Origin of the sequence: Collimonas sp. (assembly GCF_039923675.1) — a bacterium.
Classification (GTDB): Bacteria; Pseudomonadota; Gammaproteobacteria; order Burkholderiales; family Burkholderiaceae_D; genus Collimonas.
Genome location: NZ_JBDTCG010000017.1, coordinates 119,128 through 133,687 on the forward strand (window position 1 = coordinate 119,128; position 14,560 = coordinate 133,687).

The 14,560-nt window shown below is 59.1% G+C and carries 12 protein-coding genes; 4 read left to right on the forward strand and 8 right to left on the reverse strand.

The genetic code is table 11. The annotated features are described in order from the left end of the window. Positions 1–4: 4 nt before the first annotated feature. From ABI171_RS04335 to ABI171_RS04360, 6 genes are all read right to left on the reverse strand, one after another. A complete protein-coding gene (locus ABI171_RS04335; protein WP_348091375.1) occupies positions 5–856 on the reverse strand; it encodes a carbohydrate ABC transporter permease in 852 nt (283 codons plus the stop codon). Then, positions 856–1,800: a sugar ABC transporter permease gene (locus ABI171_RS04340; protein ID WP_348091376.1), complete on the reverse strand. Its 945-nt coding sequence runs from the start codon at positions 1,798–1,800 to the stop codon at positions 856–858. The genes ABI171_RS04335 and ABI171_RS04340 overlap by 1 nt, the downstream gene beginning before the upstream one ends. A gap of 110 nt (positions 1,801–1,910) precedes the next feature. Further along, positions 1,911–3,149, reverse strand: coding sequence for an extracellular solute-binding protein (locus ABI171_RS04345; protein WP_348091377.1), 1,239 nt, complete (start codon positions 3,147–3,149; stop codon positions 1,911–1,913). Positions 3,150–3,250: 101 nt separating this feature from the next. Beyond that, positions 3,251–4,402 carry an ATP-binding cassette domain-containing protein gene (locus ABI171_RS04350; protein WP_348091378.1) on the reverse strand — a complete coding sequence of 384 codons (1,152 nt, stop codon included), beginning with the start codon at positions 4,400–4,402 and terminating at the stop codon, positions 3,251–3,253. A 155-nt stretch (positions 4,403–4,557) separates the two neighbouring features. Continuing rightward, positions 4,558–6,348, reverse strand: a complete 1,791-nt coding sequence (locus tag ABI171_RS04355; RefSeq protein ID WP_348091379.1) for a hypothetical protein — start codon at positions 6,346–6,348, stop codon at positions 4,558–4,560. Between the two features lie 193 nt (positions 6,349–6,541). Beyond that, positions 6,542–7,582, reverse strand: coding sequence for a LacI family DNA-binding transcriptional regulator (locus tag ABI171_RS04360; protein WP_348091380.1), 1,041 nt, complete (start codon positions 7,580–7,582; stop codon positions 6,542–6,544). 446 nt (positions 7,583–8,028) lie between these two features. Here ABI171_RS04360 and ABI171_RS04365 point away from each other — a divergent pair, with 446 nt between their 5' ends. From ABI171_RS04365 to ettA, 4 genes are all read left to right on the forward strand, one after another. Continuing rightward, a complete protein-coding gene (locus ABI171_RS04365; protein WP_348091381.1) occupies positions 8,029–8,151 on the forward strand; it encodes a hypothetical protein in 123 nt (40 codons plus the stop codon). Further along, complete coding sequence (locus tag ABI171_RS04370) at positions 8,148–8,846, forward strand: diphthine--ammonia ligase (protein WP_348091382.1); 699 nt, start codon at positions 8,148–8,150, stop codon at positions 8,844–8,846. The genes ABI171_RS04365 and ABI171_RS04370 overlap by 4 nt, the downstream gene beginning before the upstream one ends. A 154-nt stretch (positions 8,847–9,000) precedes the next feature. Beyond that, a complete protein-coding gene (gene rarD / locus ABI171_RS04375; RefSeq protein WP_348091383.1) occupies positions 9,001–9,891 on the forward strand; it encodes an EamA family transporter RarD in 891 nt (296 codons plus the stop codon). 121 nt (positions 9,892–10,012) lie between these two features. Beyond that, a complete protein-coding gene (gene ettA, locus ABI171_RS04380; protein WP_348091384.1) occupies positions 10,013–11,680 on the forward strand; it encodes an energy-dependent translational throttle protein EttA in 1,668 nt (555 codons plus the stop codon). 92 nt (positions 11,681–11,772) lie between these two features. Here ettA and ABI171_RS04385 read toward each other — a convergent pair whose 3' ends face one another. Together ABI171_RS04385 and ABI171_RS04390 are read right to left on the reverse strand one after the other, a co-directional pair. Then, positions 11,773–12,351 (reverse strand): DUF4337 domain-containing protein, encoded by a 579-nt coding sequence (locus ABI171_RS04385; RefSeq protein ID WP_348091385.1) that lies wholly within the window; start codon positions 12,349–12,351, stop codon positions 11,773–11,775. A 78-nt stretch (positions 12,352–12,429) separates the two neighbouring features. Beyond that, positions 12,430–14,556: a DUF6311 domain-containing protein gene (locus tag ABI171_RS04390; protein WP_348091386.1), complete on the reverse strand. Its 2,127-nt coding sequence runs from the start codon at positions 14,554–14,556 to the stop codon at positions 12,430–12,432. Positions 14,557–14,560: the final 4 nt, after the last annotated feature.

The following is a 14,560-nucleotide window of genomic DNA, read 5'->3' on the forward strand; positions in this document are numbered from 1 at the left end:
TCGCCTATCCTTTGGTCGCACCCATCGTCAAGCCGGCGATGAAGTGCTTTTGCATGAGAAAGAAGACCAGCACCGGCGGCAGCGCGGCGATGATCGAGCCCGCCGACACCAGATTCCACTGCGCCACCCACTGGCCATTGAGCGACTTCAGCCCCGCCGTCACCGGCATGGCGTGATCGCCCTGTATCAATACCGTCGCCCAGAAATAATCGTTCCAGACGAAAGTGAAAATCAGCACCGACACGGCGGCAATCGCCGGCCTTACCAGCGGCAGCACGATCTTCCAGAACACCTGGAATTCGGAAGCCCCTTCAATGCGTGCGGCGTCTATCAGTTCGTAAGGCAGGTCGCGAATGAAGTTGCGCATGAAGAAGGTGCAGAATCCCGCCTGGAAAGCGGTATGAAACAGCACCAGGCCAAGGATCGAGTCATACAGCCCCAACCGCAGGCTGAGGTCGCGCACCGGCACCATCAGGATTTGAAACGGCACAAAATTGCCGCCGACGAACAGGAAGAACACCAGCAGATTCAAGCGGAAGCGATAGATTCCCAGGGCGAACCCGGACAGGCAGCTCAGCCCCACCGCACCGATGACAACCGGCACCGTGATCAGGAGGCTGTTGAAGATATAGCCGGCTAAGGGTGTGTTGCTGAACACCGCGCGGTAGTTCTCGCCGATCTGCCACTGGCTCGGCAATCCCCAGTAGTTTCCCATGTTGATGTCGGCCGGGCCGCGCACCGAAGTCAGGGCAACGGCGACCAGCGGCAGCAGCCAGATCAGCAGCGCCAGCACCAGGCAGACGCGATACAGCCACTGCAGCGGCAGGCTGCTGCGATCGATTGGAGTCGGAAACATCAGCCATGCTCCTTTTCCTGTTTGTATATGCGGAACAGCATCATGCTGATATAGACCAGCATGATCAGGAACAGCACCGTGGCGATGGCCGCGCCGTAGCCCATGCGGTAGCCATATTCGCTGAGCGCCTCCTCATACATGTAATAAGCCAGCACGCGAGACGATCCGTAGGGGCCGCCCTGGGTCATGATGGACACCATGTCGAAGCTGCGCAGAGCGCCGACGATGGTGACCACGATCGCAATGAAGGTAGCCGCTCGCAATTGCGGCAATACCACTTTGAACAGCATCTGCCAGCCGCTGGCGCCCTCCAGCCGCGCCGCCTCGATCAGGTCCGGCCGCAGATTGTTGAGGCCGGTCAGATACAGGATCATGCAATAGGCTATTTGCGGATACAGGCCGGCGGCGACGATGCCGTAGGTGACGAATCTTTCGTCCGACAGCACCGCTACCGGCGGGATGCCGAAAAAATGCAGTACATGGAACAGCAAGCCGTTGCTGGGATCGTAGAACCAGCTGAACACCAGCCCGATCACCACCTGTGAGATTACAAACGGAAAGAAGAACAGCGCCTTGACCAGGCGGATCCCGAACACCGCCTGGTTCAGGAACAGCGCCATCAAGAGACCGGCCGGGAGCGCCAGCATGAAGCCGAACAGCCAGATCAGATTGTTTTTTAACGAGAGCCAGAAATCCGGATCCTTATACAGCTCGATGTAGTTATGCAAACCGATATAGCGGGCCTGGCTCAAACCATCCCAGGCATACAGGCTCAGAGAGATGGTCTGGAAAATCGGCGCAATCACGTACAAGGTAAACAAGATCAATGCCGGCGCCAGAAACAGCCACGGCGCGATTACCCGTTGGTGACGCCGCCAGAAAGATATCCCGGCCGCGGGCGTGACTGTCGCCGCCGCAGGGTTTCTTTGCGTTGCTGTCAACATAAAAATTCCTAAGAACCTGTTCAAGAAAATGCCTGGATCAAGCTCGCTTCAAGCTTGAAAGTTGGCGGCCGCCGCTCCGCAGGCTACGCAGCGGCCAGTTTCCGCGCTACTTATTTGTAGACGTTCTGGCGCACCTGTTCGAGGCGCTCCAGCACCGTCTGGCGCGACTCCGGTTTCAGCATGTAATGCTGGAAACCGTCCATACCCGCCTTGGCCATTTCGGCCGGCGCATCGCGGTCGTAATACTGCGACAGGTCGCTGGTATTCTTCAGCAGGTCAAAGCCGGCTTTCAGGTAGGGATCGCTCGGTTCGCTGGCTTTGACATTGACCGGCAGTTCTTCCAGTATCTGGCTGACCGTGGTCTGCACATCCGGACGCGCCATGTACGCCAGCAGACGCCGAGCATCCACCTTGTTCTTAGCCCGAGCCGGAATATGCACGGATTCTATAGGCGCGTCTTCCGCCATCGCCAGGCCGGGCGTGATGGCCGGGAATTGCATGAAGCCCAGATTGCTTTCGGTGAGTCCGGCAGCTTTCATCGGCGCTACCGCGAAATTGCCCATGAGGTACATGGCGGCCTCTCCCTTGACCATCGCCGGCACCGCCTCTTCCCAGGTATATGAGGCGTGGTTGGGCAGGAAGTAGCCCGGCTTGACCAGTTCATCCCAGCGGTCAAACACGGCGCTCACGCGCTTGTCGGTGTATGGCACCTTGCCGTTGGTGAGATCCATATGGAATTGATAGCCGTTGGTGCGCAAGTCGAGATAGTCGAACCAGGCGGCCGTGGTCCAGGTCTGCTTGGTGCCGATGGCAAACGGTGTGACGCCGTTCTGCTTGAGCCTGGCGCTGGCAGTCAGCAGTTCTTTCCAGGTCTTGGGCGCGGCGATGTTCAGCTTCGCAAAAATGTCCTTGCGATAGTAGATGCCCCATTGGTAATACAGATAGGGGATGCCCCATTTCTTGCCGTTGATGGTCATCGCCGCGGCAGCCGGCTTGAGCGCATCGTCCAGGCCGTTCTTGGCCCACAGGTCAGAGACGTCTTCGAACAAGCCGGCATCGACGAAAGGCGCCATGCGGTGGCCCGGATACCAGTTCACCACATCCGGCGGATTGGCGGTGAGGAAATTGCGGATCGAGGTTTTATAGCCCTCGTGATCGAAGGTGTTGAGTTTCACCTCGACATCGGCGTTTTCAGCTTTGAAGCCTTTGATGATGGCGTCCAGCGCAGCCTTGGCGGCCGGATCGGAGGCGTCGGAATTGATGACCAGCGTGCCCGCGTTGGCGGACAAGGCGATTGCCGAAAACAGCAACGGCAAGAATTTCACTAGCAATGTAGAACGTGCTTTCATTACAGTCTCCTTTTTATTTTTCGAATCATGGCGCCGTTACGACGCGTTTTTTTGGAAGGTCTCCCCTTCCACTTCCTTTCGCCCGGACCAGCGGCGTCTTGCTATGCAGCGAGCGGTGCCAATATATCGACAGCTTCGACGCAGCGCGGCAGCGCCTCTCCGTGCTCATCGAAGATGTGCATGGCCGAGCCCGGCAACGATAGCGGAACGCGCTGGCCCGGATCGGCGTGGGTGTTGCCAGGCACCTTGACGATCCAGGGCGCTTGTTCGTCGCCGCTGCGCAGATACAGATAGGTTGCATCTCCCAGCCGCTCCTGCCACTGCACTTCACGCACCACGTGCTGGCTGCCGTTGCCGGCGCTGGCGTCTTCAGGGCGAATGCCCAGCGTCAGTGGCGAGCCAGCCGGCAAACGGCGCGCATCGACCTGTGCTTCCAGCAGTTCTCCGGTGGCGAGTTGTACGCGCGCCAGTCTTTCACTGGCGGCGAGCAGCCTGGCGGGAATGAAGTTCATCTTGGGCGAGCCGATAAAGCCGGCGACGAACAGATTTTTAGGACGATGGTAGAGTTCAAGCGGAGCGCCGCACTGGGCGACGCTGCCGGACTGCGCCAGCGCGCTGCCCGAGTTCAGCAACACGATGCGGTCGGCCAGAGTCATCGCTTCCACCTGGTCGTGCGTGACATAGACCGTCGACGCCTGGCCGATTTCACGATGGATCTTGGCGATCTCGTAGCGGGTCTGTACTCTCAGCACTGCATCCAGGTTGGACAAGGGCTCGTCGAACAAGAACACCCCCGGCTCGCGCACGATGGCGCGGCCGATCGCCACGCGCTGACGCTGGCCGCCGGACAATGCCTTGGGCAGGCGCGCCAGCAAATGCTCCAGCTGCAGAATGTGCGCCGCGGCGACGACTTTTCCCCGCACCACGGCCTTGTCGACCTTGGCCAGCGTCAGGCCGAACGCCATGTTTTCGTAGACCGTCATGTGCGGAAACAGCGCGTAGCTCTGAAACACCATGGCCACGCCGCGCTGCGCCGCCGGCACGTGATTCATCAGGCGGTCGCCGATCAGCAGTTCGCCGCCGCCGATCTCTTCAAGGCCTGCGATCATCCGCAGCAGTGTGGATTTGCCACAGCCGGAAGCGCCGACAAACACGCAGAACTCTCCTTGCGCAATATGCAGATCCACATTACGGACGACCGCTTCGTGCTTGCCATAGGCTTTGGACACGCCCTTCAGGGTGATGCTTGCCATTTTCTTGTCTCCTCATGTACTGCCTGCTGCACTGCGCGTCATGCGCATGTAATTATTGGTGTCTGCTCAAAGACGGCGCCAGCGCCGCGACAAGCATCTGCCATGGCGCCAGCACCCAAAGGTCTGACTGGACTTCTTCGTTGATGCGTTTGCGGTCAACGGGTGGCGGCTACCGTCATCCTGGTCACGGTATAGTTGGGATCGTTGGGGTAGAGATAGATTCCGCCCTTGTCGCCATTGCAGGTATAGGTGCGGCTGCTGCCGTCCCAGGCCAGGTTGTAGGTATTGGCCTGGGTAGCATTATTTGCGTAGGTAGTCAGCACGCTGCAGTGGCTGCCGTAGTTCAGTTTGAAACGGGGCAGCCAATACAGCCCGGTGCCGTCCTGCTGGGCGGACAGGTCCTTTGCGTAGTCCAGCGTGATCACCGGCCAGCCGGTAGTAGCATCCAGCGCCTGGGTTACTCCAACGTGCACGGTGTAATTGCTGGTGTGAACCGGGATATTGCTGACCTTGACGTAATCTCCGCTCTTGAATGCAGATGGAAGATTGTTGGCAAGCGTGACCAGCTTGTTGTTAGGCGCATCGAAATCGACTCCCAGCACTTTCGTGATGGTGTCCGATATCAGCGCGAAACTGACTTCGGGATAGGCATTGCCATTGTCAAATACCTGCCGCGCAGCCAGCCTGGTCAGCCACTTCCATGCGGTGTCCGGCATGCTGGCGTTATAAAAGGCGGTGGGCAGATAGGTATGCGATTCGACGCCGGGCGAGTCGAGGCCGCGGTTGGGATCCTGCGCGAACCTGGCTTGATAAAGGCTTTCAGCGTTGCTGTCGACGTAATTCGCCTGCGCCGTCAGGTTGCCGGCATCGCTGATGATCCCCTTATACAAGGGGAACAGATTCGGCTCCTCGGCATAGTGATCGTAGTAGCTTAACGTATTGTAATTCGCGCTTGAATAAGCCGTGCTCGTCACGCCAGTGAGGGCGACGGCAAAATGGCCGCTGCCGCCGACGTTGCTCCAGTGCGAATTGAAGTTCGATGACAGCGTGTTGAACTTTCCCGCCATGTCCGTGGCGTCGCTGGCGGCTTTCAGGGCCGGATAGGCGGACACGTTGCGATAGTAGGCGATCTCGCTTGCCGCCATGTCGCCGCCGAGCACGATGGCCGTGGTCGACGGCACGCCGGTATTGCCGACGAATTCATTGTATGTCGCCGCTTCGCCGTGATCCAGCCGCGCCATCCGGAAGCCGTCGGCGTTGATATATTTATTGCTCTCGGTGTTGGAAAAACCGTTGTTGAGATTGTTGATGTAATTCGTGAAGTCGGCGCCAAGATAGCGCTGGTCCGCTGTGAGGCGGTACATGTTCGCGATGTTTTCACCGATCTCGAATGGCGCCGGCGATTCGTCGTTCTGCTCGTACTGCTTGCCGTTAGCGCCAATCGCCCAGTACGGCGCGTTGACGATGTCGGTGTGATAGAGCGTGGCAAAGTGATCGGCCATCTGGTAGTTCTGCTCATACATGCCTAGAAAGTAGGCACCGGTCGCATAGTGCACATAGTCTCTGGAATAGTAGGCGCAGCGATTGAGAATCGAGGCCAGGTATCCCGGCTGCAGGGTCGACTGGCTGCACCTGGCGTCCGTGCTCGGCCATCCCAGCGCCACAAAATGCGGATAGTTGGCGTTGGTGAAATCGAGCGAGCGAGCTTCGGCCACCGCCTGATTGAAACCGGTCGCCAGTCCCGATCCCGCACTGCTTGCGCTGGCAGTCAACTCTTGGGCAAGTGCGCTGCTTCCGCAAAAGATGCCGCTGATCGCCAGAACAGCCAGCCAGCCTTTTTTCTGAAATCCGATGTTGCCCAACCGCTGCGGAGCGCTTGTCGCCGTGACGCGGCGGTCAGCTTTTGCAGTGCGGTTTTTCTTCAATCTCGTTACGCCTTTGTTCATTATTCCGTCTCCTGTTTTTTTTCGAGGGAAAATCTTATGGGTAAACGTGGAACACAGCTGCTGCAGTGGAAGTTGTTCGGCTACGAGATGCTATTGCGTCACCTTGCCTGATCCACTCTCAGCGAGATGACTTCGGTGCCTGGTTGAAAAGATGCGCTGGTGCGAACCGCGCTGGCTCGCACTGCGGCACTCGCTAAGCTGCAACGCTGCCGCAGGAGCGGCGCACGATCAATGGCGCGCTATCCCGCACATAGGCCTTGTCCAGCGGTTCACCCGCGATTGCCTGCAGCAAGATGGCGGCCGCATCGCTGCCGTCCTTGAATGGTTCTGTCCGCATCGTCGTCAGCGGCGGAGCGGCGAAGGCCGCCAGTGGAATGTCGTCGTAGCCGACTATCGCCACATCTTCCGGAATCCGCAAGCCGGCGTCGCGCAATGCCGCCATCGCGCCGAACGCGATCATATCGTTGCCGGCAAACAGCGCCGTCATGCCCGGCGCGCGCGCCAGCATGCCGCGCATCGCCTCGTAGCCGCTTTGTGCGCTGTAATTGCCATACGCAATCCATGCCGGGTTGATGTCAGCGCCATGCGCTTGCATGGCGTCGTGGAAGCCGCGCAGACGCTCGCGCGGAATCTGGTTTTCATCCGATGCATAACCGAGATGGGCGATCTGCCGGTGTCCGAGCGTTAGCAGATGGCTGGTGGCGCGGCGCGCCGCATCACGGTTGTCGGCGTCGATGCTGCATACGCCCTGATGCGCCGACAGGTTGGAGCCGAACACCACCAGCGGGAAGCCGTTGCCGGCCAGTTCGCACAGATAGGCATCGTCGATGCCGCGCGGATTGAGGACGATCAGACCATCGACCCGCCTGCTGTCGACCAGGTCCGCAAATACGCCTGGGCGGCTGCTTTCTTCCACCGGTTCGAACAGCACCTTGTAGCCGCTGGCGTGGCAAGTCAGGTTGATTCCGGCCAGGAAACGCGGCAGGTAGGCATCGATGTCGATGTTGATGTGGTCGCGATGCGGCATCACCAGCGCGACTGTCCTGGTGGCGCCGCTGGCGAGCGAACGGGCGATTGCGTTGGCGACATAGCCGAGCTGCCTGGCGGCGGTCAATACGCGCGCCCTGGTCTCCTGGCTGATGCCCATGCCCGGCACATCGTTAAGGACGAAGGAAACCGTCGTACGCGATACGCCGGCGAGCTTTGCCACCTGGTTGCTGGTTACGTTACTCATGGTTTCGGCTTCTATCATTGTTACTAACACGTGTTAGTAGCGTTTTAAAAAAAAGACTTTTTAAATGTCCGTGATGATTCGTGTACGAATGATAGTTGCCAAAAATTTCGCCATTCAGCAATATCGTGATTCTTACTAACCTGCTTTAGATTCAACCTGTTTTAGATATTAGGCACTCCAATCCGCCTCGTCAAGTTTTTTTAATGCCGATACGCAATAATTTGCGCAAACTGGCTCCGTGCCTGCCGGCAGTTGTCCTGAGCGCGCTCTGCGGCGTGTCATTTCCAGCAAAGTGAAAATTTGCTCCGTCTGCCGCAGACTTCGAGCCGTCGCTTATTGCGTAAAATGCTGCTTGCCGCCTGAATTTGCAGGCGACAAGCAGCAACAAATGCGCGGCGTCTTTGATGCCGTTCCTTCACCAACTTTTTCACCTTGAGCCGCGCCCCATGCAAGCAGGAATGCCCTATTACGCCATCGCCTCCCATGTCCCGAGTGGACACCACCCGCTTTCCTTCAAGACGCGGCAAGCGCTGCCGTCGATCAATGCCGACGCCGGCCGCAGCGCATGAACAACACCACAACAGAACAAGCCGCTAGCGCACTGGTGTCCTGGAGCGGCGGCAAGGATTCCTGCCTGGCGCTGTGGCGCGCGCAGCAAAGCGGGATGCAGATCGACCGCCTGATCACCGCGCTTGACGAGAGCGGCCAGCGCGCCCGTTCGCATGGCGTGCCGCCGAGCTTGCTGCAAGCCCAGGCCGATGCGCTCGGCGTCTCGCTGGCGTTCTACAGCGCCAGCTGGCAGCAATACGAAGAAAAATTCGTTGCCGCCTTGTGCGACGCCCATGGCGACGGCGTGCGCCATGCGGTGTTCGGCGATATCGACTTGCAGGCACATCGCGACTGGGAAGAAAAAGTCTGCGCGCAAGCCGGTTTGCAGGCTTGCCTGCCCTTATGGCTGCAGCCGCGCCGGCAGCTGGTGGATGAATTCCTGGCGCTCGGCTTCAAGGCAGTGGTGGTCTGCATCAACGGCAATTACCTGGCGCCGGAATTCTGCGGCCGTGAATTCGATGCCGCCTTCCTGGCCGATCTGCCGGCCGGCGTCGATGCTTGCGGCGAGAATGGCGAGTTCCATACTTTCGTCTACGACGGCCCGGCGTTTGCCCATCCTGTAGGGTTCCGGCGCAGCCGCATCAGCCCTTACCAGGCGCCGCCGGAGCTGGGATCGACCATGTTTTATTTTCAAGAATTGCTGGCATCCTCATGACTGCCATTTATTGCGTAGAATGCGGATTGCCACCTATCATTTTTTTCTTCCGGTTGTTTTCCTTTGCCATTTAACCGTTTCATCTAGTCAGTTGAGGACAGAGTAATTCGCCACGCTACGGTGGCTCTTAAACTCTGTCCCGCAAATAAAAAATATGCAAGCAGGAATGCTCTACGCCATCGCCTCCTACGTCCTGTGGGGCCTGTTCCCGATTTACTTCAAGGCGCTCGAAGCAGAAATTCCGCCGGTCGATATCGTCGCCCATCGCATTCTCTGGTCCTTCCTGTTCCTGATGATCGTGCTGACCGTGCGCAAGCAATGGGCCTGGGTCGGGCCGGTGCTGCGCCAGCCGCGCGTGATCGGCGGCTTCGTCGCCAGCGCCCTGCTGCTGACCGCCAACTGGACCACGTATATCTGGGCGGTGAACAATAATCACATCGTCGAAGCCAGCCTCGGCTATTTCATCAATCCGATGGTCAGCGTCGCGCTCGGCCTGGTGTTCCTGCACGAGCGGCCGCGGCCGCTGCAATGGCTGGCGATCGCCATCGCCGCCGGCGCCGTGCTGTGGCTGACCTGGCAAGCCGGCCATCCGCCCTGGATTGCGCTGACGCTGGCCGTCACCTTCGGCGGCTACGGCTTGCTACGCAAGACCGCCAGCCTCGGCGCGCTGCCCGGCCTGGCGCTGGAAACCGCGCTGGTGCTGCCGCTGGCGCTGGCCTTCCTGATCTATACCTCGCTGCAAGGCCACAACACCTTCAGCAGCGCCTCGACCTCTACCAAATGGCTGCTGGTGGCGGCCGGGCCGATCACTTCGATCCCCTTGCTGATGTTCGCCGCCGGGGCGCGCCGCATTCCCTTGTCCCTAGTCGGCGTGCTGCAATACATCACACCCTCGCTGCAATTGCTGTTCGGCGTCTGGCTGTATGGCGAAGAGCTGGATGGCGACCGCCTCAACGGTTTTATCGTCATCTGGTGCGCCTTGGCGCTGTATTCGGCCGAGGGACTGTGGCGAACGTTTAAAATACGCCCAGGCGCGGCGGCCTGAGGGCTTGGCCTTAACAACTCGTCAACCCGGTGCGCATAGGTTATTCTTGACAGTTCCGGCCCGTTAGCAAGGGCCGCTCTATTCTATTCACCGCATTACTTTTTTATCATCACTGCTCCTCATGGCCCAATACGTCTACACAATGAACAAGGTCGGCAAGATCGTGCCGCCGAAACGTCAAATCCTGAAAGACATCTCGCTGTCGTTCTTCCCGGGCGCCAAGATCGGCGTGCTGGGCCTGAACGGCTCCGGCAAGTCGACCCTGCTGAAAATCATGGCCGGCATCGACAAGGATATCCAGGGCGAAGCAGTGCCGATGCCGGGTTTGAACATCGGCTACCTGCCACAGGAACCGCAGCTCGATCCGGAACAAACCGTGCGCCAGGCAGTGGAAGGCGGCCTGGGCGAAGTGTTTGAAGCGCAAGCAAAGCTGGACGCGGTGTACGCCGCCTATGCCGAAGAGAACGCCGATTTCGACGCATTGGCGGCGGAACAGGCGCGGCTGGAAGACATCCTGGCCACCGCCGGCGACGGCAACCTGGACCTGCAACTGGAAATGGCGGCCGACGCCTTGCGCCTGCCACCATGGGACGCCAAGATCGGCGTCCTCTCCGGCGGTGAAAAGCGTCGCGTCGCGCTGTGCCGCCTGCTGCTGTCGAAGCCTGACATGCTGCTGCTCGACGAACCGACCAACCATCTGGACGCCGAATCGGTCGACTGGCTGGAACAGTTCCTGCAACGCTTCCCGGGCACCGTGGTCGGCATCACCCATGACCGCTACTTCCTGGATAACGCCGCCGAATGGATCCTGGAACTGGACCGCGGCCACGGCATTCCGTGGAAGGGTAACTACAGTTCATGGCTGGAACAAAAGGGCGACCGCCTGAAGCAGGAAGAAGCCACCGAATCGTCGCGCCAGAAAACCATCGCCAAGGAACTGGAATGGGTGCGGCAAAATCCGAAAGGCCGCCAAGCCAAGAGCAAGGCCCGTCTGGCGCGCTTCAATGAATTGAGCGAACACGAATACCAGAAACGCAACGAAACCCAGGAAATCTTCATCCCGGTCGCCGAGCGCCTGGGCAATGAGGTAATCGAATTCAAGAACGTCACCAAATCGTTCGGCGACCGCATGCTGATCGACAACCTGAGCTTCCGCATTCCGGCCGGCGCCATCGTCGGCATCATCGGCCCCAACGGCGCCGGTAAATCGACCCTGTTCAAGATGATCACCGGCAAAGAGCAGCCGGACAGCGGTGAAGTGGTGCTCGGCGCCACCGCCCGCGTCTCGATCGTCGACCAGTCGCGCGATTCGCTGTCGGACCAGAAGACCGTGTTCGAAGACGTTTCCGGCGGCGCCGACATCCTCACCGTCGGCCGCTTTGAAATGCCATCGCGCGCCTATCTGGGCCGCTTCAACTTCAAGGGCGGCGACCAGCAAAAAGTCGTCGGCAACCTGTCCGGCGGTGAACGCGGCCGCTTGCACCTGGCCAAGACCCTGCTACAAGGCGGCAACGTCCTGCTGCTGGATGAACCGTCCAACGATCTGGACGTGGAAACCTTGCGCGCACTGGAAGACGCGTTGCTTGAATTCGCCGGCAGCGTGATGGTGATCAGCCATGACCGCTGGTTCCTGGACCGCATCGCCACCCACATCCTGGCGTTTGAAGGCGAATCGCAAGTGTCGTTCTTCGACGGTAACTACCAGGAATACGAAGCCGACAAGCGCAAGCGCCTGGGTGAAGAAGGCGCCAAGCCTAAGCGGATCCGCTACAAGCCTGTGACGCGCTGATCGGGTTGTAATCAAAAAGACGGGAAACGCACTGCGCTTCCCGTCTTTTTTACGACTATATCAAGCCATTTGGCTTGCTCTCATCACCCTGCCTAGATATGCAGCCAGGCCAGCGTCCCCAGCGTCACGCTGATCGCCGCGGCGCCATAGGCCATCTTCTTCAGCCATTCCTTGCGCGTCAACAGCGTAATCGCCGCCAGCGAAATCGCGATCTGGATCGCCGTCATCGCCTGCGCCCAGCGGTGATGCTGATGCAGCACCTGCTCTGACTTTTCGTCCCAGGCGCTGGCCTCGGCTTCGAGTTCCTGGGCCTTTTTCTGCACGACTTCCTTTTCACTCTTGTAGCGCTGCGCTTCGGCGCTGTAATGCGCGGCGTCGACGCCGGGAATATGCGTCGCCAGCTCGGCCAGGTTCTGGCGGCTGGATTTGGCCTGGTAATAGTTCCATTGGTTGGATGCTTCTGTTTTCTTGATGGCGGCGTTGTTCTTGTTCATCGCCGCTTCGCTTTCGGTGGAGCCGGCCTGGTAGCTGAACATGGCGCCGACGGTGGCCATGATCGCTGTCATGACGGCAATCTTGCCGGCGAAATTGTCGCCGCTGCCATGTGCGTGTTCGGTGACGTGTTCCAGATGGTGTTCGTGCGGGCTGGGGACTTCGAATTCTTCGGCCATGGCGTTGTTCTTTGGAAATAAATGAATGAGACTGCGATTGTAAAGGCAATGTACTCGATAATCACGCTGAGCCGGATATCAATGAATCACCATCGACATGGTGCCCAGTCCCAGGCGGCGCAAGTCTTTGGATGCGGCGACCTGCATCGGCGCCACCGGAGCGGCGACAGAAAACAGAATCAATAGCCTGCCATGGCTTTTTTGCAAAAGCCCTGCTGGAATCCGCAGGCTGCGCAAACCTTGGGCCGCATCTTGCGTATAGTGTAATTCGCCCAATAATTGACCATTGGCGCTGACTTGTATGGTCTGTTGCGGATTCAGCGAGGTAAGGAAAGCTTGCCCGGAAATATCAAGCATTCGATCATCTGCCGGTCCTGCTACCCCAAGCCAGAGTGCCGCAACGTTCCCGTCAGTCCAGCTACCCCAGGTTTCGGCTGGCGCCCAACCGCCGGCACGATACAAACCGGCATTGCCGCCGCTGCGAAAATCGATCACGGTGCCAAGCGCATATTCCGCCGGCTGTTTTACGGTCAATGGAAGCGGCGTCAAGTTCATACGCTTGCAATCGTCACAACTGCGCCAGCCTGGCGCCAGCACCCGGTAGCCGTCAATCTCGCCGACGAAATCTGCCGGACCCGCGCCGCTCCTGGCCTGCTGCCAGAGAATATCGGAAATCGGATCGCGCAGGAAAACATACAAAGTCTGCGGAACGTATGCACCGGCAAACACGGTTGCGACAGTCTGGCGCTGCAGCGCGACCAGCTGCTGCATGTCAAGCCGGGCAAAGTAGCCGTTATTGATAGACATGCGGTGATTCGACGCCAGCAAAGCAATCGGAAAATAGCCGACAGGATCGGCGACCGGCAGCGCTAGGGCGATACGGCGATAGCTGGCGGACGCTTGCGGCCAGAAAGCGGATTGCAAGGGCGAAGTCCAGCCGCTGTTTTGCATGTACGCACGAATATTCTTTGCGGCGATATTGCCATCGATCAGCTGGAAAGCCAGCAATCCGGCCAGCAAACACGGCAACACGCGGCGATCGACAAGCTTGAAGCAGGCATAAAACAGCGCCAGGTATATCAGGTAGAACACCGGCCAGAACATGCGCCCCGACACCCGAAAAACACTGGCCAGCGCCTGCAGTGCGCCCGGCAGGCGATAGACCAGCAGATCGCGCTCGCCCCAGCCGATGTAGGTGCTGAGCGCTTGCATGGTCAGGATGGCCGCAATCAGCAGCAAGGGCAGCAGCGTCGTCCAGCGCCAGGCAAGCGCAGCGCGGCGCTGTCTGGCGGCAATCAACGCCAGCAGCGTGACCGGTAGCAACAACAGCATGCCGCTTCCCAGAAAACCGAATCCCTCATATTCTCCCGCGCTTCTCGGCAAACCGGGCAAGATTGTCGACCACCAGCCCATCGGATCGATCAGGCTCAGCAAACTCAAGCGCAGGTAGCCGAAGCCGGCCGTACCGCCGACACCATCATGCAGCATGAAGTAACCCGTGATCCACATGACAAACGCCAGGCAAGCGGCCGCCAGCAAGCCGTTGGCCAATGCCATCCACCAAGGCATTTGCCTTTTCAGACAGCATTGAAACAGATCGGCAACCCAGACCGCCAGCACCATGGCGAGCAGATAGGCATGCGTCAGTGCGGCAAAGCCAAGCAGCATGAGCCAGCGGCGACAGCGAAAACCATCGCAAAAGTACAGGTACAGCGCCGCCAGGATCAGCCAATGCGCCGCCAGCGCTTCATGCTCGATATGGATGCGCCACCACAACGGCGGCGCAATGACGAAAAATGCCGTGCCCAGTAAAACCGCCAGCCGTTCAGTCGAGAACAAGGACAGCAGCTTGTACGCAAAAAAACCTTGCAACATGACGCACAGCGCGAGCCAGATGCCGATGTATTGAAACGGTTCCGGCAGCAGGCTTGCAAAAGGCTTGAAAACAAATGCGAAAAGCGGCGTCGAATCGGTATAGACGATTGAACTGGCCAGGGTTTCGCCATAATCCCGGTTAGCACCCAGAGGAAATTGCAGCAAAGGCGTATGGCGGAAAAAATTCCAGCCGAGGAAGTGCTGGCTGAAATCGCCGCGCATCAGCCACGCGGTTGAAGTCGGCCAGATGATCGCACCGCCTGTGTAGAACACAAAGGCGGCGACAGCAATCAGCACGGCCCAGATCGCCGGTGGAAATTCTTTGATCATGGTC

Excerpts from the sequence above, each read along its gene's own strand:
- ABI171_RS04335 (WP_348091375.1), bottom strand. The coding sequence starts at position 856 with ATGTTTCCGACTCCAATCGATCGCAGCAGCCTGCCGCTGCAGTGGCTG.
- ABI171_RS04340 (WP_348091376.1), bottom strand. The coding sequence starts at position 1,800 with ATGTTGACAGCAACGCAAAGAAACCCTGCGGCGGCGACAGTCACGCCC.
- ABI171_RS04345 (WP_348091377.1), bottom strand. The coding sequence starts at position 3,149 with ATGAAAGCACGTTCTACATTGCTAGTGAAATTCTTGCCGTTGCTGTTT.
- ABI171_RS04350 (WP_348091378.1), bottom strand. The coding sequence starts at position 4,402 with ATGGCAAGCATCACCCTGAAGGGCGTGTCCAAAGCCTATGGCAAGCAC.
- ABI171_RS04355 (WP_348091379.1), bottom strand. The coding sequence starts at position 6,348 with ATGAACAAAGGCGTAACGAGATTGAAGAAAAACCGCACTGCAAAAGCT.
- ABI171_RS04360 (WP_348091380.1), bottom strand. The coding sequence starts at position 7,582 with ATGAGTAACGTAACCAGCAACCAGGTGGCAAAGCTCGCCGGCGTATCG.
- ABI171_RS04365 (WP_348091381.1), top strand. The coding sequence starts at position 8,029 with ATGCAAGCAGGAATGCCCTATTACGCCATCGCCTCCCATGTCCCGAGT.
- ABI171_RS04370 (WP_348091382.1), top strand. The coding sequence starts at position 8,148 with ATGAACAACACCACAACAGAACAAGCCGCTAGCGCACTGGTGTCCTGG.
- rarD (WP_348091383.1), top strand. The coding sequence starts at position 9,001 with ATGCAAGCAGGAATGCTCTACGCCATCGCCTCCTACGTCCTGTGGGGC.
- ettA (WP_348091384.1), top strand. The coding sequence starts at position 10,013 with ATGGCCCAATACGTCTACACAATGAACAAGGTCGGCAAGATCGTGCCG.
- ABI171_RS04385 (WP_348091385.1), bottom strand. The coding sequence starts at position 12,351 with ATGGCCGAAGAATTCGAAGTCCCCAGCCCGCACGAACACCATCTGGAA.
- ABI171_RS04390 (WP_348091386.1), bottom strand. The coding sequence starts at position 14,556 with ATGATCAAAGAATTTCCACCGGCGATCTGGGCCGTGCTGATTGCTGTC.